This is a genomic window from Candidatus Streptomyces philanthi (genome assembly GCF_059553635.1).
This window is the reverse complement of the sequence record NZ_JCANQV010000004.1, coordinates 26115-45779: the sequence shown is the minus strand read 5'-3', so window position 1 is coordinate 45779 and position 19665 is coordinate 26115. Positions and strand designations below refer to the sequence as shown.

Genomic DNA, 19665 nt, shown 5'->3' with positions numbered 1-19665 from the left:
GCCCGCGTGACAGGGTCTAACGACCGTTGAAGGCATCTTTCAGACGCGAGAACAGTCCCTGCTGGCCCGGCTGGAACTGGCCGGTGGGCCGCTCCTCGCCGCGCAGCTTGGCGAGGCGGCGCAGCAGTTCCTCCTGCTCCGCGTCGAGCTTGGTCGGTGTCTGCACCTCGACATGGACGATCAGGTCGCCGCGTCCGCCGCCGCGCAGATGCGTCACACCGCGCTGGTGCAGCGGGATCGACTGGCCGGACTGGGTGCCGGGCCGGATGTCGACCTCCTCCATCCCGTCCAGCGTCTCCAGCGGGCACTTGGTGCCCAGCGCGGCCGCCGTCATCGGGATGGTGACCGTGCAGTGCAGATCGTCGCCGCGCCGCTGGAACACCGGGTGCGGCGCCTCGTGGATCTCCACGTAGAGGTCGCCCGCGGGGCCGCCGCCGGGGCCTACCTCGCCCTCCCCGGCGAGCTGGATGCGGGTGCCGTTGTCGACGCCCGCGGGGATCTTGACGGTGAGGGTGCGGCGGGAGCGGATGCGCCCGTCGCCCGCGCACTCGGGGCAGGGGGTCGGGACGACCGTGCCGAAGCCCTGGCACTGCGGGCACGGCCGGGACGTCATGACCTGGCCCAGGAAGGACCGGGTGACCTGCGAGACCTCACCGCGGCCGCGGCACATGTCACAGGTCTGCGCCGAGGTGCCCGGCGCCGCGCCCTCACCGCTGCACGTGGTGCACACCACGGCGGTGTCGACCTGGATCTCCTTGGTCGTGCCGAACGCCGCCTCGTCCAGTTCGACGTCGAGGCGGATCATGGCGTCCTGGCCCCGGCGGGTGCGCGAGCGCGGGCCGCGCTGCGAGGCCGTGCCGAAGAAGGCGTCCATGATGTCGGAGAAGTTGCCGAAGCCCGCGCCGAAGCCGCCGGCCCCCGCGCCGCCGCCCGCCTGGGAGAGCGGGTCGCCGCCGAGGTCGTAGACCTGCTTCTTCTGCGGGTCCGACAGCACCTCGTAGGCGGCGTTGATCTCCTTGAACCGCTCCTGGGTCTTCGGGTCCGGGTTCACGTCCGGGTGGAGTTCGCGGGCCAGGCGCCGGAATGCCTTCTTGATCTGGTCCTGCGAGGCGTCACGGCTGACACCGAGGACCGCGTAGTAATCCGTGGCCACTTACGACTCCGCGAGGATCTGTCCGACGTAACGTGCCACTGCGCGTACCGCTCCCATCGTTCCGGGGTAGTCCATGCGGGTCGGTCCGACCACGCCGAGTTTGGCGACTGCCTCGTCGCCCGAACCGTAGCCGACCGCCACGACCGATGTGGAGGTCAGGCCCTCATGGGCATTCTCATGCCCGATACGTACGGTCATGCCCGGGTCCTTGGCCTCCCCGAGCAGCTTGAGGAGCACCACATGCTCCTCCAGGGCCTCCAGCACCGGCCGGATGGTCAGCGGGAAATCATGACCGAAGCGGGTGAGATTGGCGGTACCGCCGATCACCAGCCTCTCCTCGGTCTCCTCCACCAACGTCTCCAGCAGCACCGACAGCACCGTCGAGACCGTACCGCGGTCCTCCTGCTCGAAGGACTCCGGAAGATCCTGCACCAGTTGCGGGACATCCGTGAAACGGCGGCCCACGACACGGCTGTTGAGCCGCGCCCGCAGGTCGGCCAGCGACGTCTCCCCGAACGGGGTCTGGCAGTCGACCAACCGCTGCTCGACGCGTCCGGTGTCGGTGATCAGGACGAGCATCAGCCGGGCCGGGGCCAGCGCGAGCAGTTCCACGTGCCGCACCGTCGAGCGGGTCAGCGACGGGTACTGCACGACCGCGACCTGCCGGGTCAGCTGCGCCAGCAGCCGGACCGTGCGGCCCACCACGTCGTCGAGGTCGACGGCGCCGTCCAGGAAGTTCTGGATCGCCCGCCGCTCCGGCTTGGACAGCGGCTTGACGTCGGCCAGCTTGTCGACGAAGAGTCGGTAGCCCTTGTCGGTGGGGATACGGCCCGCGCTGGTGTGCGGCTGGGCGATGAACCCCTCGTCCTCCAGGGCGGCCATGTCGTTGCGGACCGTCGCCGGGGAGACCCCCAGCTTGTGCCGCTCGGTCAGCGCCTTGGAGCCGACCGGCTCCTCCGTGCCGACGTAGTCCTGGACGATGGCACGCAACACCTCGAGCCTGCGCTCACTGAGCATTCCGCGCACCTCCAGTCCGGCCGTCCGCCGTCTCATCGTCATCTCGTCCTACCTGGCACTCACACGGGCCGAGTGCCAAACACAGCCAGTGTACGGCCGGGTAGCGCGACCGGGGCAAGAGAGGCCGTACCGGCGGGACCCCCGATCCGGGTGTTCCACCGCCGCTCCCCCGTCCGGCGGGCAACGCTATCGCGATACCGCTAGCGTCTCGGTCATGCGCAGTTCTTGGGAAGAGGCCGGGTGGGAATCGCTGGGCGAGGGCGTCGCCCGGCGCCGCATGCCGGGGTGGGACGAGACGATCGGCGTGATCGCCGGGGACACCGGCGTGCTGCTCGTCGACGCCGGCGCGACGCCCGGCGAGGGGCAGCAGGTGGCCGCGGCGGTACGGAGCGTGCTCGGCCGCGACGTGACGCATCTCGCGCTGACCCACCCCCACTTCGACCACGTCCTGGGCGGCGGTGCCTTCCCCGACGCGGAGGTGTTCGGCGCCGCCGGCCTGGACGCGCTGCTGGTACGCGAACGGGACGCCCTGCGGGACGACGCGGTACGGCACGGCCTCGATCCCGAGGTCGCCGCCGAGGCGGCCGCCCGGATGCGCGTACCGGGCCACCCGGTGCACGGCGAACTGACCGTGGACCTCGGCGGCCGGCGGGCGCTGCTGGCCAACGTCGGCCCCGGGCACACCGGCCACGACCTGGCCGTCCTCGTACCGGGACGGCACGGCGGGCCCCCGGTCGTCTTCTGCGGCGACCTGGTCGAGGAGTCCGGCGAGCCCAGCGCCGGACCGGACGCGCTGCCCGCGCTGTGGCCCGCCGCCCTGGACCGGCTGCTGGCCCTCGGCGGCGAGGACGCGCGGTACGTGCCGGGGCACGGCGCCGTCGTGGACGCCCGGTTCGTCCGCGCGCAGCGCGACGCGCTCGCGGCCCGGCACGGCGTGTCCCCCTCCTGACGGGGGCCGTGCCCCCTCTACCCTCACCCCGTCCCGCCCGTCCCCGCCGGCTTCCCGTGCCGTCCACAGAACAGGTCCCCGCACCGTGCAGAGCAAGCGCTACAGCCCCGATCTGACCCCGCCGTGGAAGAAGAAGCAGCCCGCCCCCGAGGTGCCCGCGGAACCGGATCTGGTGGTCGAGGAGATCACCTCGGGCTTCTGCGGGGCGGTGGTCCGCTGCGAGAAGACGGCGCAGGGCCCGACCGTCACCCTGGAGGACCGGTTCGGCAAGCACCGTGTCTTCCCCATGGAGCCGCGCGGCTTCCTCCTGGAGGGCAAGGTCGTCACCCTCGTCCGCCCCCCGGCGCGCCCCGCCGCCACCGGCCCGGCCCGTACGGCGTCCGGGTCGATAGCGGTGCCCGGCGCCCGCGCCCGGGTCGCCCGCGCCGGGCGCATCTACGTGGAGGGGCGGCACGACGCCGAGCTGGTCGAACGGGTCTGGGGCGACGACCTGCGGATCGAGGGCGTCGTGGTGGAGTACCTGGAGGGCGTCGACGACCTGCCGGAGATCGTCCGCTCCTTCTCGCCCGGCCCGGACGCCCGCCTCGGCGTCCTCGTCGACCATCTCGTCCCCGGCTCCAAGGAGTCACGGATCGCCGCGTCGGTCACCGACGCGAATGTGCTGGTCGTCGGGCATCCGTACATCGATGTGTGGGAGGCGGTGAAGCCGTCGTCCGTCGGCATCCCCGCCTGGCCCGTCGTGCCGCGCGGCCAGGACTGGAAGACCGGTGTCTGCCGGGCGCTGGGCTGGCCGGAGAACACCGGCGCGGCCTGGCAGCACATCCTCTCCCGCGTCCGCTCCTACAAGGACCTGGAGCCCGCGCTGCTGGGCAGGGTCGAGGAACTGATCGACTTCGTCACGGTCGGCGGTGACGCTTGAGCGGGGGGAGGGTCTGGAACATATCGGTGTCGATCTTGATACCCAGTTTGTCCAAGGACACCGGGGTGCCGAACTGCGTAGTGCGTTGCACCTGGTAGTCGGCGTTGTCCCCGCGGCCGGTCGGTTCGGTGAGCATCACGCAGTGGGCCGCCATGGGATCGATGATCAAATAGATCGGCACCCTGCCCGCCGCGTAGATCGAACGCTTCTCCCCGTAGTCCCGGTCGACGCTCGTCTTGGAGACGACTTCCACGACCATGGTGACGGCCGGTGCGGGGATGAGCCGTCCGGGCCCGCTTTCCACACCCTCTTCATGGACTACGAGGTCGGGCTGCGGTTCGCTGGTCTCGCCCGGGATGGCGATGTCCTGAGTGGTGAGCCACTCATAGCGGTCCATCGGGATCTGCAGTGCCACGGAGCGCACGATTCGATTGTGGACCCGGTCGGGTCCGGCCATCATCACAATGTCCCCCCTGAGGAGTTCGGCCTTGTAGCCCTCCGGAACCTCAAGGTTCTCGAAGAACGCGGTGACGTCGGTCATCGGTCGGTCGTCCACAGCGGTCATCTCCGTGGCCCTCCACATCCCGCCGCCTGCTTTTGGCGGCAGCCTAGGGACAGCGTAGGCAGGCGGTGGGGGCGTTCGGGGTGATTCACCCTTTCGGGATTCGTCCCCGCGTTTCAGCGGCGCCGGCCCGTAGCGCCGGGCCCGGCCTCCGGCCGTTCAGTCCACCAGGTCCCGTACCACCGCGTCGGCCAGCAGCCGTCCGCGCAGGGTCAGGACGGCCCGGCCCCGGGCGTACGGCTCCGCCTCCAGCAGGCCGCCGTCGAGGGCGCGGGCGGCGGCGCGGGCGCCCTTCGGGGTGAGGAGGTCCAGGGGGCAGCCGTCGGCGAGGCGGAGTTCGAGCAGGACGCGCTCGACGCGGCGGTCCTCGTCCGTGAGGAGTTCGCGGCCGACGCCCGGGGAGCGGCCCTCGGCCAGGGCCTGGGCGTAGGCGCCGGGGTGCTTGGCGTTCCACCAGCGCACCCCGCCGACGTGGCTGTGGGCCCCGGGGCCCGCGCCCCACCAGTCGGCGCCGGTCCAGTACAGCTCGTTGTGGCGGCAGCGGGCGGCTTCGGTGGTGGCCCAGTTGGACACCTCGTACCAGGTGAAACCGGCGGCGGCGAGACGTTCGTCGGCGATCAGGTAGCGGTCGGCGTGGACATCGTCGTCGGTCATGGGGATCTCGCCGCGCCGGATGCGGCGGGCGAGCCCGGTGCCCTCCTCGACGATCAGGGCGTAGGCGGAGATGTGGTCGGGTCCGGCACCCAGGGCCGCGTCGAGGGAGGCGCGCCAGTCGTCGTCGGACTCGCCGGGCGTGCCGTAGATCAGGTCGAGGTTGACGTGGTCGAAGCCGGCCGCGCGCGCCTCGGCGACGCATGCCTCGGGGCGGCCGGGGGTGTGGGTGCGGTCCAGGATCTTCAGGACGTGGCGGCGGGCGCTCTGCATGCCGAAGGAAATCCGGTTGAAGCCGGCCTCGCGCAGCTCGGCGAGATAGCGGGGGTCGACGGACTCCGGGTTGGCCTCGGTGGTGACCTCGGCGTCCGGGGCGAGGCCGAACTCCTCGCGGACGGCGGCGAGCATCCGGCCGAGGTCGGCGGCCGGCAGGAGAGTGGGGGTGCCGCCGCCGACGAAGACGGTCGCCACGGGGCGCGGGTCGTCGCCGAGCACCTTGCGGGCCAGGCGGATCTCCTCGGCGACGGTGCCGGCGTAGGTGTCGCGGGAGGCCAGGGCGCCGCCGGGGCCACGCAGTTCGCTCGCGGTGTAGGTGTTGAAGTCGCAGTAGCCGCAGCGGGTCGCGCAGTACGGGACGTGCAGGTAGAAGCCGAGGGGCCGGTCGGCGGCGCCGGTCAGCGCGTGCGCGGGCAGCGCCCCGTCGTCGGGCATCGGCTCACCGTCGGGCAGTGCGGAAGGCATGGGGTCCATTGTCCGCCATCGGAGAGGACTCCGGGGCGGCCGTCGCCGGGCCCGCGGCAGGGGCCTGTTCCCCGGGTCGTTACGGCACGCCGGTCTCCCTCGGCACGGCCTGGAGGACGAGGAGGGCCAGGTCGTCGTCGGGCGGGGTCGGGGAGAAGCCGTGGACGGTGCGGCGGAGGCGTTCGGCGGTCCCGGAGGCGGTCAGGCCCGCGCAGGCGGCGAACGCGGTGGCCAGGCCGTCCTCGTCGTCGAACTGGCGGTCCCCGGCGCGCCGCTCGGTGACGCCGTCCGTGACGCACAGCAGGGTCTCGCCCGGCAGCAGGTCGAACGATTCGCTTTCGTACGTGGCGTCGCCGACGACGCCGAGCAGCATCTGCGGGGCGGCGGCGACGCGGACCGTGCCGTCCGTGCCGAGTACCAGGGGCAGGGGGTGCCCGGCGCTGGCGAGGGTGCAGCGGGCGCCGCCGTTGCCGCCGGGGTGGGGGACGATCTCGCCGTAGAGGAGGGAGAGGAAGCGGACCTGTTCGGCGTCGTCGCGGGGCTCGGCCGCGGGGTCGGGGCCGGTTCCGGCGGCCATGACGGCGGCGACGGCGGCGATGGAGTCGGCGGCCTCCCGCGCCATGGTCCGGTTCAGCCGGTCGAGGACGTCGCCGACGCCGTAGCCCTCGCGGGCCAGCAGCCGCAGGACGGGCCGGGCGAGGCCGGTGACCGCCGCGGCCTCGGGGCCGCTGCCGCAGACGTCGCCGAGGGCGAAGCACCAGCGGCCCTCGCCGGCCTCGAAGAGGTCCCAGAAGTCGCCGCCCGCCCAGGCGCCCTCGCGGGGTTCGTAGACCACCGCGGAGGTGACGCCGGGGACCTCGGCGCGGCCCCGGGGCAGCAGCCGGCGCTGGAGGACCCTGCTGATGCGTTCCTGCCGGCTGTAGGCACGGGCGGTGGCGAGGGCGCTGGCGACGCGGCGGCACAGGTCCTCGATCAGGCCGGTGACCTCGTCGGGGAACCGCATCAGCCCGGCCCGGCCGAGCAGGACCGTGCCGAGCCGGCGGCCGCCGCTGATCAGGGGGCAGGCCAGGGCGGCGCCGCCGGGCCCGTAGCCGCTGGGCTCGTACGGCCAGGGCCAGGGGACGGCGGAGCCCGCGGTGCCGCTTCCGGAGAGGGGCGGCAGATCCTGCTCCAGGACGTGACGCAGGGCGTCGGCGCGGTTCTCGCTGGAGTGCCAGACGTGGCAGAGGCGGGGCGTGCCCGTGTCCGCGCGGTCGCCGGTGTCCCCGTCGTGGAGCCATACGGCACACCAGTCGGCGAGGCGGGGCACGGTGAGCTGGGCGGCGAGCGAGGTGATCCGGTCCGCGTCGAGCTGGCCGGAGAGGAGGTCGGACGCCTCGGCGAGGAAGGTCGGCGCGCCGTGGGTGAGCCAGTCGGAGCGGACGTCGTCGAGCGGGTCGGGGCAGGCGGGCGGCTGCGGTTCGCCCAGGCGCCGGGGGCCGGGGACGTCGGCGGCCGGTTCCAGGGCGGGGCGGGCGGCCTCCCCGGTGACGAGGCGGAACCAGACGCTCTTGGTGGCGCGGCGGTAGCTGATGCCCCAGGACTCGGCGACGGCGGCCACCAGGTGGAGTCCGCGGCCGGTGGTGCCGGACGGGAGGGCGTCGGGGCGGGCGTGGACGGGCCGGGTGGGGTGGTGGTCGCGTACCTCGACGTGGACCGCGGCGCGGCCGTCGGGGTCGTGCGGGGCGCACCGTTCGCGGGGTGCGGGCGGTTCGATCCGGCAGCACACGCCGACGTCGGTGCCCGCGTGCACCACGGCGTTGGTGACCAGTTCGCTGACGAGCAGCACCGCCTCGTCCGCCAGCCGGGAGAGCGCCGCCGGGGTGCCCTCGGGGCCGAGCAGTCCCCGCGCCGCCCAGCCGGCGAGCGCGGCGCGGACGAAGTCGCGGGCGGACGCGGCGGCCCGCGGGGTGCCGGGCAGGGTGATGCTCCGGGTGGCGGGGCCGTGGGGTCCCGCGTCGCAGGCCGGGGTGCGCACCACCGGGCGCAGCACCGCGGGGCCGGTCGTCATCGGACCGTACGGGGCGGCGGTCGTCGTCCTCATTCAGCAACTCCCGAGCAGCTTCGCTATCGCGCGGAACGCACCACCGACAGAGTGACAGACCGGACGCGCTCATAAGCGTCGAGTTACGGAAGTGGGTGGTCAGGGACGGGTGTCCGGCGACACGCCGACGGTAGTTGTGTCGTCAACCAGAGCTGCGCGTACGCGGCGCGGAGGGGGCCGGGGCGAGGGTTTCCGACATCCTGATGCGCGTCGCGACCGCGCGGCGCGGAGCGTGCGGGGACGGCGCGCACTGCGGCGCGCCCGCCCCCCGCGCCCCTCAGTCCTCCCGCGCCCCCTCGTACATCTCGTCCAGCAGGTTCTTGAACGACCGCTCCACCGCCGGCCGCTTGACCTTGAGGCTGGGGGTGACCTCGCCGTGCTCGGTGTCCAGGTCGCGCGGCAGTACGCGGAACTTGCGGATCTGCTGCCAGCGCTGGAGGCCCTCGTTGACCCGCTCGACATAGCCGTCGATGAGGTCTTGGACCCGGGGGGAGGCGGTGACCTCGGCGTAGGTCTTCTGGGCGAGGCCGTGTTCCTTGGCCCAGCCCATGATCGTCGGCTCGTCGAGCGAGATCAGCGCGGTGCAGAAGTTGCGGTTGGCGCCGTGCACCAGCACATGGGAGACGAACGGGCAGAGCGCCTTGAAGCGGCCCTCCACCTCGGCGGGCGCGATGTACTTGCCGCCGGAGGTCTTGATCAGGTCCTTCTTGCGGTCGGTGATCCGCAGATAGCCGTCCGCCGACAGTTCGCCGATGTCGCCGGTGTGGAACCAGCCGTCGGGCTCCAGCACTTCGGCGGTCTTGTCGGGCAGCCCGTGGTAACCCTGCATGATGCCGGGGCCGCGCAGCAGGACCTCGCCGTCCTCGGCGATCCGTACCTCGGTGCCGGGCAGCGGCTTGCCGACCGTTCCGGTCCGGTAGGCGGCGCCGGGGTTGACGAAGCTGGCGGCGCTGGACTCGGTCAGCCCGTAGCCCTCCAGGATGTGGATGCCGGCGCCGGAGAAGAAGTAGCCGATCTCGGGGGCGAGGGCGGCCGATCCGGAGACCGCGGCGCGCAGCCGGCCGCCGAACGCCTCCCGGATCTTGGCGTAGACGAGCGCGTCGGCGAGCTTGTGCTGTGCGGCGAGGGTGAAGGGGACGGAGGCGTTGCCGGTGTGCCGGAAGTTGTTCTGGGAGACCTTGGCGTACTCGCGGGCCACGTCCGCCGCCCAGCGGAAGATCTTGTACTTGGCGGGGCCGCCCTCCCGGGCCTTGGCGGCGACGCCGTTGTAGACCTTCTCGAAGATCCGCGGTACGGCCGCCATGTAGGTGGGCCGTACGACGGGCAGATTCTCGACGATCTTGTCGACCCGGCCGTCGACGGCGATCACATGGCCGACCGAGATCTGCCCCGCGGTGAGCACCTTGCCGAAGACATGGGCCAGCGGCAGCCACAGGTACTGCACGTCCTCCGGGGTGACCAGCCCGGTCGCCTTGATCGCGCTCGCCATGTACGCCCAGCAGTCGTGCGGCAGCCGGACGCCCTTGGGCCGGCCGGTGGTGCCGGAGGTGTAGATCAGGGTCGCGAGCTGGTCGGCGCGCAGGTCACCGATGCGCCCGGTGACGCAGTCGGGGTGCCGCTCCAGTTCGGCGGCACCCCGTTTCTCCAGGTCGGCGAGGGAGAGCAGCCAGCCCTCCGGGTCGCCCTCGGCGGGCCGCGCGTCCTCCTCGTCGATGACGACGACATGCGCGAGGCCGGGCAGCTCGGCGCGCTTCTCCCGGGCCTTGGCGACCTGGGCGGCGTTCTCGGCGATCAGCACCCGGCTGCCGGAGTCGGCGAGGATGAACGCGGTCTCGTCGGCGTTGGTGCTGGGGTAGACCGTGGTGGTGGCGGCGCCGGAACACAGCACACCGAGGTCGGCGAGGATCCACTCGACGCGGGTCGCGGAGGCGAGCGCCACCCGCTCCTCGGGGCCGACGCCCAGGGCGATCAGCCCGGCGGCGATGGCGTACACCCGCCGCGCGGCGCCGTCCCAGGTCAGCGTCTTCCAGTCGTCCGGGCCCCGGCCGGCGGCGCCGGGGACGGGGAAGCGGTAGGCCTCGGCATCCGGGGTGGCCGAGACCCGCTCCAGGAAGAGGTGCGCCACCGAGGGCGGCCGGTTCTCGATCAACGTGTGGGTGTCCGTCACGGCATCCTCCGGGGCCCGCTTCGTTGCTGGTGACTCGCGAGTAACCTTTGAGCAGTGATCAGGGTACGGCCCGTGACGCCGCCGCGTAAGGGTCTGTGCCCGAGAGGTTGGCGGCGCCTCGCGCACGCGGAGCAAGGGCGCGGCCGGGGGCTGTCGGGGGCGTGAGCCGCGCTCCCCGGGCACGGCCCGGGAAACGGGCGGGGCGCCGTCCCTCGCGGGAACGGCGCCCTGCCCCGGGCCTGCTCACGGCCTCACTTCTTCGACTTGTCCCCGTCGTCGGAGGACAGCACCGCGATGAAGGCTTCCTGCGGGACCTCGACGTTGCCCACCATCTTCATCCGCTTCTTGCCCTCCTTCTGCTTCTCCAGCAGCTTCCGCTTACGGGAGATGTCACCGCCGTAGCACTTGGCGAGGACGTCCTTGCGGATGGCGCGGACCGTCTCACGGGCGATCACCCGGCTGCCGATGGCCGCCTGGATCGGCACCTCGAAGTTCTGCCGCGGGATCAGCTCGCGCAGCTTGGACACCAGCCGCACGCCGTACGCGTACGCCTTGTCCTTGTGGCAGATCGCGGAGAACGCGTCGACCTTGTCGCCGTGCAGCAGGATGTCGACCTTGACCAGGTCGGCGGTCTGCTCGCCGGTGGGCTCGTAGTCCAGCGAGGCGTAGCCGCGGGTCTTGGACTTGAGCTGGTCGAAGAAGTCGAAGACCACCTCGGCGAGCGGCAGGGTGTAGCGGATCTCGACGCGGTCCTCGGAGAGGTAGTCCATGCCGAGCAGCGCGCCGCGGCGGTTCTGGCACAGCTCCATGATCGCGCCGATGAACTCGCTGGGCGCCAGGATCGTGGCGCGGACGACCGGCTCGTGCACCTGGTCGATCTTGCCGGTGGGGAACTCGCTCGGGTTGGTGACGGTGTGCTCGCTGCCGTCCTCCATGTCCACGCGGTAGATCACGTTGGGCGCGGTGGCGATCAGGTCGAGGCCGAACTCGCGCTCCAGCCGCTCACGGATCACCTCCAGGTGCAGCAGGCCCAGGAAGCCGACGCGGAAACCGAAGCCGAGGGCCGCGGAGGTCTCCGGCTCGTAGACCAGGGCGGCGTCGTTGAGCTGGAGCTTGTCCAGTGCCTCGCGCAGCTCCGGGTAGTCCGAGCCGTCCAGCGGGTACAGGCCCGAGAACACCATCGGCTTGGGGTCCTTGTAGCCGCCCAGCGCCTCCTGGGCGCCGTTGTTGAGCTGGGTGATCGTGTCACCCACCTTGGACTGGCGGACGTCCTTCACACCGGTGATCAGATAGCCGACCTCGCCGACGGACAGGCCGTCGGCCGGCGTCATCTCCGGCGAGTTGGTGCCGATCTCCAGCAGCTCGTGGGCGGCGCCGGTGGACATCATCCGGATGCGCTCGCGCTTGCGCAGCGTGCCGTCGACGACCTTCACGTACGTCACCACGCCGCGGTAGGCGTCGTACACCGAATCGAAGATCATCGCGCGGGCCGGGGCGTCCTTGACGCCGACCGGCGCCGGGACGTCGCGGACCACCCGGTCCAGCAGCTCGGGCACGCCGTCGCCGGTCTTGGCGGAGACCTTCAGCACGTCCTCCGGCTCGCAGCCGACGAGGTTGGCCAGCTCGGCGGCGAACTTCTCGGGCTGCGCGGCGGGCAGGTCGATCTTGTTGAGGACGGGGATGATCGTGAGGTCGTTCTCCATCGCCAGGTAGAGGTTGGCGAGGGTCTGCGCCTCGATGCCCTGCGCCGCGTCGACCAGGAGGATGCAGCCCTCGCACGCGGCGAGGGAGCGGGAGACCTCGTAGGTGAAGTCGACGTGGCCCGGCGTGTCGATCATGTTGAGGATGTGGGTGGTGCCGGCACCCTCCACGTCCTCCCCGGGCGTCCAGGGCAGCCGGACCGCCTGGGACTTGATCGTGATGCCGCGCTCGCGCTCGATGTCCATGCGGTCGAGGTACTGCGCGCGCATCTGCCGCTGCTCGACGACACCGGTCAGCTGAAGCATCCGGTCGGCGAGCGTCGACTTGCCGTGGTCGATGTGCGCGATGATGCAAAAGTTACGGAGGAGGGCCGGGTCGGTACGGCTCGGCTCCGGCACGTTCGTAGGGGTCGGCACGCAGGATCCATTCAGTGAACGCGGGTAGGCGGGACTCGGGTATGACGTCTCCCCCATCGTCCCATGAGCGGGGCGGTCGGTCCGGTGCGGGCGGGGCCGCCACCGGCCCGGGGTGGACGCCGGGGGCCGGGCACGGGCCACCGGAAGCCCCGATTCGGACGTTGTGGGGGCTACTGGTAGCCTGGACCACTGCGCTTCGTGCCCTCTCTCGTGCGCGGCGCAACTCGAAACTCCAACGAACCTGAAAAGGCTCTTTCGTGGCGAACATCAAGTCCCAGATGAAGCGGATCAAGACCAACGAGAAGGCTCGTCAGCGCAACAAGGCTGTCAAGTCCGCTCTGAAGACCGCGATCCGTCGCACCCGCGAGGCCGTCGAGGCCGGTGACCTGCAGAAGGCCACCGTCGCCCAGGCCGAGGCCGCCAAGAAGCTCGACAAGGCCGCCAGCAAGGGTGTCATCCACAAGAACGCCGCCGCCAACAAGAAGTCGGCGCTGGCCAAGAAGGTCGCCGGCCTCAAGGGCTGACCCTTCCCCGCAGTACCTCTGCCTCCGGGGACCCAGCGGCCCCTCTCTCCGCTCCCCGGACGGTGCACCACCGCGCCGCACGCGGCCTGCGTTCGCCACGCGGGTGCGGCGCACCCGTCCCACCGGCCACAACGCCGGACGGGACCACGGCCCGGACCCCTTGGGTGACCGGGTGCACAACGTGACACGAGACCCCGTCTCCGCCTCCTTTTCGGGGGTGGGGCGGGGTTTTGTTGTGGGGGGGTGATGGGGGCTCCGTCCGGATGGCGTGACGAGCAGAAGCCCGACGGCAAAGGACTCGGCGCCCAGGGAACGGCCGTGCGCGGCCGGAACGCCCGCCCTGCGGTACGGCGCGGCGTGCTGGTATGCAGCGCTCGCGGGACTCTGGAGCCAGAGGACCTGTGGTGGCCGAGGAGCCCTCGTACGGTACGCACGCACGCCGTCCGTCACCGCGCGGGCGGGCCCGCCGTGCTCGTCTGCCTGTACCTGCCGGTGGAGGAACGCGGGATCAGCGGGAGCGGGCCGCGCGGGCGATCGTCACGACCGCCTTCTCCAGGGCGTACTCGGGGTCGTCACCGCCGCCCTTGACCCCGGCGTCCGCGTCGGCCACGGCACGCAGCGCCGTCGCCACGCCGTCCGCCGACCAGCCGCGCAGCTGCTGCCGTACCCGGTCGATCTTCCACGGCGGCATGCCCAGCTCGCGGGCGAGGTCGCCCGGGCGGGCACCGCGCGGGGCGGAGGCCAGCTTGCCGATCGCGCGCACGCCCTGGGCCAGCGCACTGGTGATCATGACGGGGGCGACGCCGGTCGCCATCGCCCAGCGCAGCGCCTCCAGCGCCTCGGCCGCCCGGCCCTCGACCGCCCGGTCGGCGACCGTGAAACTCGACGCCTCGGCCCGGCCGGTGTAGTAACGGGCGACGACGGCGTCGTCGATCGTGCCCTCGATGTCGGCGGTCAGCTGCGCGCAGGCGGAGGCCAGCTCCCGCAGATCGCTGCCGATCGCGTCGACCAGTGCCTGGCACGCCTCCGGCGTCGCCGAACGCCCCGCCGCCCGGAACTCGCCCCGTACGAAGGCCAGCCGATCGGCCGGCTTCGTCATCTTGGCGCAGGCGACCTCGCGTGCCCCGGCCTTGCGGGCGGCGTCCAGCAGCCCCTTGCCCTTGGCGCCGCCGGCGTGCAGCAGTACGAGGGTGATCTCCTCGGCCGGGGCGCCGAGATACCCCTTGACGTCCTTGACGGAGTCCGCCGACAGGTCCTGGGCGTTGCGCACCACCACGACCTTGCGCTCCGCGAAGAGCGAGGGGCTGGTCAGCTCGGCGAGGGTGCCGGGCTGAAGCTGATCGGAGGTGAGGTCACGCACATCGGTGTCCGGATCGGACGCGCGGGCCGCCGCCACCACCTGCTGCACGGCACGGTCGAGCAGCAGCTCTTCCTGGCCCACCGCGAGCGTCACGGGGGCGAGCGGGTCGTCGTTTGCACTCTTCCTGGCCATCGCGTCCCAGCATCCCACGCCCCGGTGACAGCACCGCCGGGCGGGCGTTCCTGGGCTTGGCCAGGACGCTGGCCCCTCCGCTGTGGAAGCCCTGGCGCGCGTCACGGGTATCCCACGGCTCGGCCGCCGATTGCCGGGCAGCAGGGCACCGCGGGTCGGTCGGCGGACGGAGGTCAGCCGGAGGCGAGGCAGGTGCGGGTCTGGCGGATGGGCTTGACGGCGCGGCCGAGGTCGACCATGACGGCGTCGGGGGCGGTGACGGCACGGCCGAGGGTCACTTCGACGGCCGGCTCACGGCCGTAGGTGACGAGGGTTCGTGTGCCGTCGGTGGACGGTTCCCCGGTGGACTCGGGCTGCCTGAACACCCAGTCCACGCCGTCGGCCGTCACACAGGGATCGGTGGTCGGCCGCAGAGGCGTGATGCCGCAGCGCAGGATGATGTCTCCGTCCCCCCACACGGCGGTGCCGGGCACATCGCTCGCCGTGCGGTCGAACCCGGCGAGACGCTGCGGGTAACGCCCGTCGAGCTTGGCGCACCCGGGAGCATCGGCGTGTTCGGCGGCCTCAAGACCATAGGTCGGCGAGGTGATCTCGCGAGCGGCGAACAAGCCTGCGACGACGAGCGCGCCACCTCCGACGCCAAGAACGATCCAGGTGCGAGGGGACGGCCGGCGCATGAGGTGCTATCTCCTTGGATTCACCGGGTGGGACGAGAGAAACGGTACGACAGCGAGGACATACCGGGCCGCCCTGCCCCCTGCCCGCAGCTCGCAGCTCGCAGCTCGCAGCTCGCAGCCCACTGCCCACTGCCCACTGCCCACTGCCCACTGCCCACTGCCCACTGCCCACTGCCCACTGCCCACTGCCGGACAATGGTCGGGTGAGCGAAGTACACCACCAAGGGCCCGTCGACGCTGTTCCCGGCGCGGAACCGGGCAGCGCCCCGGGCAGGGCCCCCGAAGCAGGTACGGACGCGAGGGCGGCCGCGGGGACGGAAGACTCCTCCGGTGCGCACGGAGACGAACAGGTGCATGTCCTGGTGCTGCCGGACCGTGAGGCCGCGGAGGAGGTCGCCGAGGCCCTGGGCGAACGGTTCGGGGTCGCCGAGGAGCCCCAGGTCGTCCGGGACGCCCTGGCCGGTGAGGACGACGCCGAGGACGCACAGTGGCTGGTGGTGGTCGAGGACCCGGACCGTGTCTACGACGCGCACCTCCTGGACGGCCTCGCGGCCGAGTACGAGGGGTGGCGCGAGGCGCAGTGACCCCGCCCGGCGCCGGCCGTCGCGCACCGCTGCACACGGGCCCGCCCGCCGGACGTCGGAAACGGTCCGCCAGGTAGCGGGAACGCCCCACCGGGTGTCGAGAAAGGCCCGTCCGGCGCCGGGAACACCCCGCCCTATTTCGAGAACGGCCCGCACGGTGCCGGAAACGTCCCGCCCAGTACCGGGGCCGCCCCGTCGGCTGTCTTCGGCGGCGGACCGCCGTCCGCCCGGGTGCCTCCCCCGGGCGGCCGTTGCGGGGGCCGCGGCGGACGGCGGTGCGGGGGTGGCGGGTACGGCGTCGTTCTCTGGTCGTCGTGGAGAGGGCGGTCCAGGTGCCGAGTACGGCGATGCTGCCGTCGCGGTCGGTGCGCAGCACCGTCGTTCCCAGGTGTTGCAGGGCTCCGATGGTGCGGGGCGCCGGGTGTCCGTAGGGGTTGCCGGTGCCCGCGGAGATGAGGGCCAGGCGGGGTGCCAGGCGGTGGAGGAGAGCCGGGTCCTGGTAGGCGGAACCGTGGTGGGCCACCTTGAGGACGTCGACGGGTCCCAGTTCCGGGTGGGCCGTCAGCAGGGCCTGCTGGGCGGGTGGTTCCAGGTCCCCGAGGAGCAGCAGGGTCAGTCCGGCGGTACGAACGAGGAGTGTCACGCTGGAGTCGTTGGGGCCCTCCGCCGTGGAACGCCCCGGGGGCGGCCACAGTACGTCCCAGGAGAGCGGGCCCAGCGTCCGGTGTTCGCCGGCGGCCGCGTGGAGCACGGGCACCTGGGCGGCTGTCGCGGTGCGCCGGACGAACGCGGCCTGTCCCGGTGGTTCCGGCAGCGTCGTGGTCTCGATCGCCCCGACGGAGCGGCCGCGCAGGGCGCCGGGAAGGCCGTCCACGTGATCGGCGTGGAAATGGGTGAGAACGAGAAGCGGGATGCGGTGGATGCCGAGGTCGCTCAAGCAGCGGTCGATGGCCCGCGGTTCGGGACCGGTGTCCACGACCAGGGCGGTGCCCTCGCCGGCCGCCAGCACCAGTCCGTCGCCCTGGCCGACGTCGCAGGCCATGGCGCGCCAGCCCGGCGGCGGCCAGCCCGTCAGGACGCGGGTGAACGGTGCCGGTCGCCACACCGCGAGGATCAGCGCCAGGACACACAGGAGGGACAACCAGGGTCTGCGCAGCAGGCGGCGGGTGAGCGGTACGAGGACGAGGGTGGCCGCCGCCAGGAGCAGCCCGCCGGTCCAGCCGCCCGGCCAGGCGATCTGGGCGCCCGGCAGTGACGCCCCCGTGCGGGCCACGGTGGCGATCCATGTGGCGGGCCAGCCGGCGCACCAGGCAAGTGCCTGGGCAGCGGGAGGGACGAGCGGGGCGAGGGCGAGAGCGGCGAAGCCGAGGATCGTCGCGGGGGCGACGGCCGGTTCGGCCAGGAGGTTGCAGGGGATGGCGACGAGGCCGACCCGAGCGGCCAGTACCGCGACGACGGGCGCGCAGACCGCCTGGGCCGCGGCCGCGGCAGCGATGATCTCGGCGAGCCTCGGCGGCACCCGGCGCCGCTGGAGGGCGGCGCTCCAGCGCGGGGCGATCAGCAGCAGAGCGCCGGTGGCCAGAACGGAGAGCAGGAAGCCGTAACTGTGCGCCAGCCACGGGTCGTAGAGGACCAGCAGCAGTACGGCGGCGGCCAGCGCCGGGAGCAGGGAACGGCGGCGGCCGGTGCCGATCGCGAGGAGGGTGATCAGCCCGCAGGCCGCGGCCCGCAGCACACTGGGGTCGGGGCGGCACACCACGACGAAGGCCAGGGCGAGGCCCCCGCCGACGAACGCGGTACCGCGCAGTGACAGGCCCAGGCGCGGTGCCAGGCCGCGGCGTTCCGCGCGGGTCGCGAGATACGGCGGGCCGATCAGCAGGGCGAGCACAATCGTCAGATTGCTTCCGGAAACCGCCAAAAGGTGCGTGAGATCGGTGTCCCGGAAGGCGTCGTCGAGATCGGGCGGTACGCGTGAGGTGTCCCCGACGACCAGGCCCGGCAGCAGTGCGCGGGCGTCGGGGCGCAGACCGTCGGTGGCCTCGCGGAGCCCGGCGCGCAGGCTCCCGGCCATCCGCTGCACCGTGGACGGCGGGGCGATCTGCCGGGGCTCCGGGTCCGAGACCCGCAGTACCGCGGCGATCCGGTCGTCCTCCGACATCGGTGGAACGGCCCGGGCCGTGACCCGGATACGCGCCGAGGGCAGAAGCGCACGCCAAGCGGCGAAGGGGGTGGGAGACGCCCGGGAACGGGAGCTGTCGGTGTCCTCGGCACCGTGTTGCTGGACGACCACGAGGGTGGGGGTGCGCACGGCGGTCGTCGAGCCGTCCGGTGCGGTGAGGCGCACGGCATCGGCCCTGAACACCACAGACGGGGGCGTGTGCCCGGACCCGCGCACCTTCGGACGGGTCAGCCGAGGGTCACCGGTCACCTCCAGTTCGACGGTGAGGCGCGCGGAGCGCTGCGCCAAGGCGGACAAGGGGCCGCGATGCACCTCCGCCGCGCGTAAGGCGGCGGAGACCGCCCCGGCCGCCGCGCACAGCAGCACCGCGGCCGCTGCCACCAACGCTCCGGCCGACCAGAAACGTGGAGCGAGGCGGCGACGTAGGGGAGCGACGGCAGATGGTGGAGGCGGGTGCGAGGGGGCGGAGGGAGTGGCGGGAGCGGCCGGGCGGGGCGGGTTGGCCGACGGGCCAGGAGTGACGCCCGTTCCGGCCGGGACGTCTCCTCCCTCGTTCTCCTTCCGTCGTCTCGCGGCCGTTCGTAAGGCCCACGCGGCGAGGGTGACGGCGGTCGCGGAGGCCACCGCCACGGCCTCGCCCGGTGCGTCCAGAGCGAGTGCGGCCGCTGCCCAGGCGGCCAGGGCCGGGGCGACGAGACGCAGATCGGACGATCGGTCGCGGCGGTTGTCGGAGGCATCGGGGGGTGCCGGGCTTCGTGTGTCCGTCGCGGTGTGGTGCGCCGTCATGGCTGGACCAGCGGGCGCAGGTCGGCGAAACGGTGTTCGCCGATGCCGGTGACTTCGCGGAGTTGGCCCACGGACGTGAACCCACCGTGCTGGGTGCGGAACTCGACGATGTGACGTGCCAGGACCGGGCCCACTCCCGGAAGGGTGTCGAGTTGCTGCTCCGTGGCCGAGTTGAGGCTGAGGGGCTGTGCCGGGACGCCGGGGGCTCCGGTCCCGCCCGTTGTTCCCGTTCCTGATGGGCTGTTGGCGGAGCCGTTCTGTCCCCCGGCTGTCGCGGTCGCTCCCGTCGCCCCTACGGCGATCAGTTCTCCGTCAGTCAGCAGACGCGCTCTGTTCAGCCCGGTGGTGCTCGCCCCGGGCAGGACGCCACCGGCCGCTTGCAAGGCATCGCCCACCCGCGACCCGGGCGGCAGCCTGCGGACACCGGGGTGGCGCACTTTGCCCGCCACATCGACGACCAGCGGACGACCACTCGCACCGCCTCCTCCCGCCGCCGGGGGTACCGGCGCGGGCCCGGACGGGGACGTGCGGGGAGCGGAGGCCGGGGCCGCCACCGGCCGTTCCGCCACCGGCGCACGCACCGGCTCGGGGGACGCCGCCCAGAAGTGCTGCACGGCGAAGACCACCGCCACCACCAGGACCACGCCCAGCGCGACGAGCGCCTTCGGCTCCGTCCCACAGCGCGTCTGGACCCACAGCGGCAACCGTTCGCGCACGCCGGACCATGTCCGCTGCCACACCCCGGACCGCACGCCCCCGGATCGCCGCTCCTCGGCAGACCGTGACTCGCAGGACGGCGACTCGAAGGACGATTGCTCACGCGGGGCCCGCTCGACGGGCGACGACCCGTCAGGCGGTGGATCATGGTGCCGATGCGGAGCATCCGGCACCCGGGGTGGACGGGAACGCACCGCCGTGCCGTCACGCTCAGGCGCCCCCACACCTCTCAGCGCCGCCGTCGCACCGCCCTCATCCGGCCACACCCCCGCACTCGTACGCCCGGCCGCGCCGACTCCCGATGCCACTCCCCCGCCACCCTGCGCCTCACCAGCACCCGCACTCGC

At 72.8% G+C, this 19665-nt stretch carries 14 protein-coding genes and 1 pseudogene; 4 read left to right on the top strand and 11 right to left on the bottom strand.

Annotation, left to right across the window (positions count from 1 at the left end):
- Window positions 1-16: 16 nt before the first annotated feature.
- Both dnaJ and hrcA read right to left on the bottom strand, forming a co-directional pair.
- Window positions 17-1153, bottom strand: a complete 1137-nt coding sequence (gene dnaJ, locus AC51EU_RS01545; protein WP_496264747.1) for a molecular chaperone DnaJ — start codon at window positions 1151-1153, stop codon at window positions 17-19.
- On the bottom strand, window positions 1154-2170 hold the full coding sequence (gene hrcA / locus AC51EU_RS01540; protein ID WP_496264770.1) for a heat-inducible transcriptional repressor HrcA: 1017 nt from the start codon (window positions 2168-2170) through the stop codon (window positions 1154-1156).
- 214 nt (window positions 2171-2384) lie between these two features.
- On the opposite strand from hrcA, the gene AC51EU_RS01535 reads away from it, so the two are divergent.
- Together AC51EU_RS01535 and AC51EU_RS01530 are read left to right on the top strand one after the other, a co-directional pair.
- Window positions 2385-3119 carry an MBL fold metallo-hydrolase gene (locus tag AC51EU_RS01535; protein ID WP_496264746.1) on the top strand — a complete coding sequence of 245 codons (735 nt, stop codon included), beginning with the start codon at window positions 2385-2387 and terminating at the stop codon, window positions 3117-3119.
- Window positions 3120-3204: 85 nt separating this feature from the next.
- A complete protein-coding gene (locus AC51EU_RS01530) occupies window positions 3205-4038 on the top strand; it encodes a DUF3097 domain-containing protein (RefSeq protein ID WP_496264745.1) in 834 nt (277 codons plus the stop codon).
- Here the strand turns inward: AC51EU_RS01530 and AC51EU_RS01525 are convergent.
- From AC51EU_RS01525 to lepA, 5 genes are all read right to left on the bottom strand, one after another.
- A complete protein-coding gene (locus AC51EU_RS01525; protein ID WP_496264744.1) occupies window positions 4016-4603 on the bottom strand; it encodes a Uma2 family endonuclease in 588 nt (195 codons plus the stop codon). The two genes, AC51EU_RS01530 and AC51EU_RS01525, sit on opposite strands and share 23 nt — an antisense overlap.
- A 156-nt stretch (window positions 4604-4759) precedes the next feature.
- The gene (gene hemW / locus AC51EU_RS01520; RefSeq protein WP_496264743.1) at window positions 4760-5992 is read right to left on the bottom strand and encodes a radical SAM family heme chaperone HemW; all 1233 of its coding nucleotides are present in this window, start codon (window positions 5990-5992) and stop codon (window positions 4760-4762) included.
- 79 nt (window positions 5993-6071) lie between these two features.
- Complete coding sequence (locus tag AC51EU_RS01515) at window positions 6072-8075, bottom strand: SpoIIE family protein phosphatase (RefSeq protein WP_496264742.1); 2004 nt, start codon at window positions 8073-8075, stop codon at window positions 6072-6074.
- A gap of 277 nt (window positions 8076-8352) precedes the next feature.
- Complete coding sequence (locus AC51EU_RS01510) at window positions 8353-10242, bottom strand: AMP-dependent synthetase/ligase (protein ID WP_496264741.1); 1890 nt, start codon at window positions 10240-10242, stop codon at window positions 8353-8355.
- A 251-nt stretch (window positions 10243-10493) separates the two neighbouring features.
- A complete protein-coding gene (gene lepA / locus AC51EU_RS01505) occupies window positions 10494-12341 on the bottom strand; it encodes a translation elongation factor 4 (protein WP_496264769.1) in 1848 nt (615 codons plus the stop codon).
- Between the two features lie 275 nt (window positions 12342-12616).
- On the opposite strand from lepA, the gene rpsT reads away from it, so the two are divergent.
- Window positions 12617-12883, top strand: a complete 267-nt coding sequence (gene rpsT, locus AC51EU_RS01500) for a 30S ribosomal protein S20 (protein ID WP_496264740.1) — start codon at window positions 12617-12619, stop codon at window positions 12881-12883.
- A 508-nt stretch (window positions 12884-13391) separates the two neighbouring features.
- Here the strand turns inward: rpsT and holA are convergent.
- Both holA and AC51EU_RS01490 read right to left on the bottom strand, forming a co-directional pair.
- Window positions 13392-14375, bottom strand: a complete 984-nt coding sequence (holA, locus tag AC51EU_RS01495; protein WP_496264739.1) for a DNA polymerase III subunit delta — start codon at window positions 14373-14375, stop codon at window positions 13392-13394.
- A gap of 173 nt (window positions 14376-14548) precedes the next feature.
- Window positions 14549-15052 (bottom strand): DUF3515 family protein, encoded by a 504-nt coding sequence (locus AC51EU_RS01490; RefSeq protein ID WP_496264738.1) that lies wholly within the window; start codon window positions 15050-15052, stop codon window positions 14549-14551.
- A gap of 350 nt (window positions 15053-15402) precedes the next feature.
- Between AC51EU_RS01490 and AC51EU_RS01485 the strand changes: the two genes are divergently transcribed.
- Entirely contained in the window at window positions 15403-15636 is a 234-nt protein-coding gene (locus tag AC51EU_RS01485) for a hypothetical protein (protein ID WP_496264768.1), read from the top strand.
- A gap of 304 nt (window positions 15637-15940) precedes the next feature.
- Here AC51EU_RS01485 and AC51EU_RS01480 read toward each other — a convergent pair.
- Both AC51EU_RS01480 and AC51EU_RS01475 read right to left on the bottom strand, forming a co-directional pair.
- Window positions 15941-18601, bottom strand: a pseudogene (locus tag AC51EU_RS01480) (ComEC/Rec2 family competence protein); the annotation flags it as partial.
- Entirely contained in the window at window positions 18598-19317 is a 720-nt protein-coding gene (locus tag AC51EU_RS01475) for a ComEA family DNA-binding protein (protein WP_496264737.1), read from the bottom strand. The gene AC51EU_RS01475 and the pseudogene AC51EU_RS01480, both read right to left, overlap by 4 nt.
- Window positions 19318-19665: the final 348 nt, after the last annotated feature.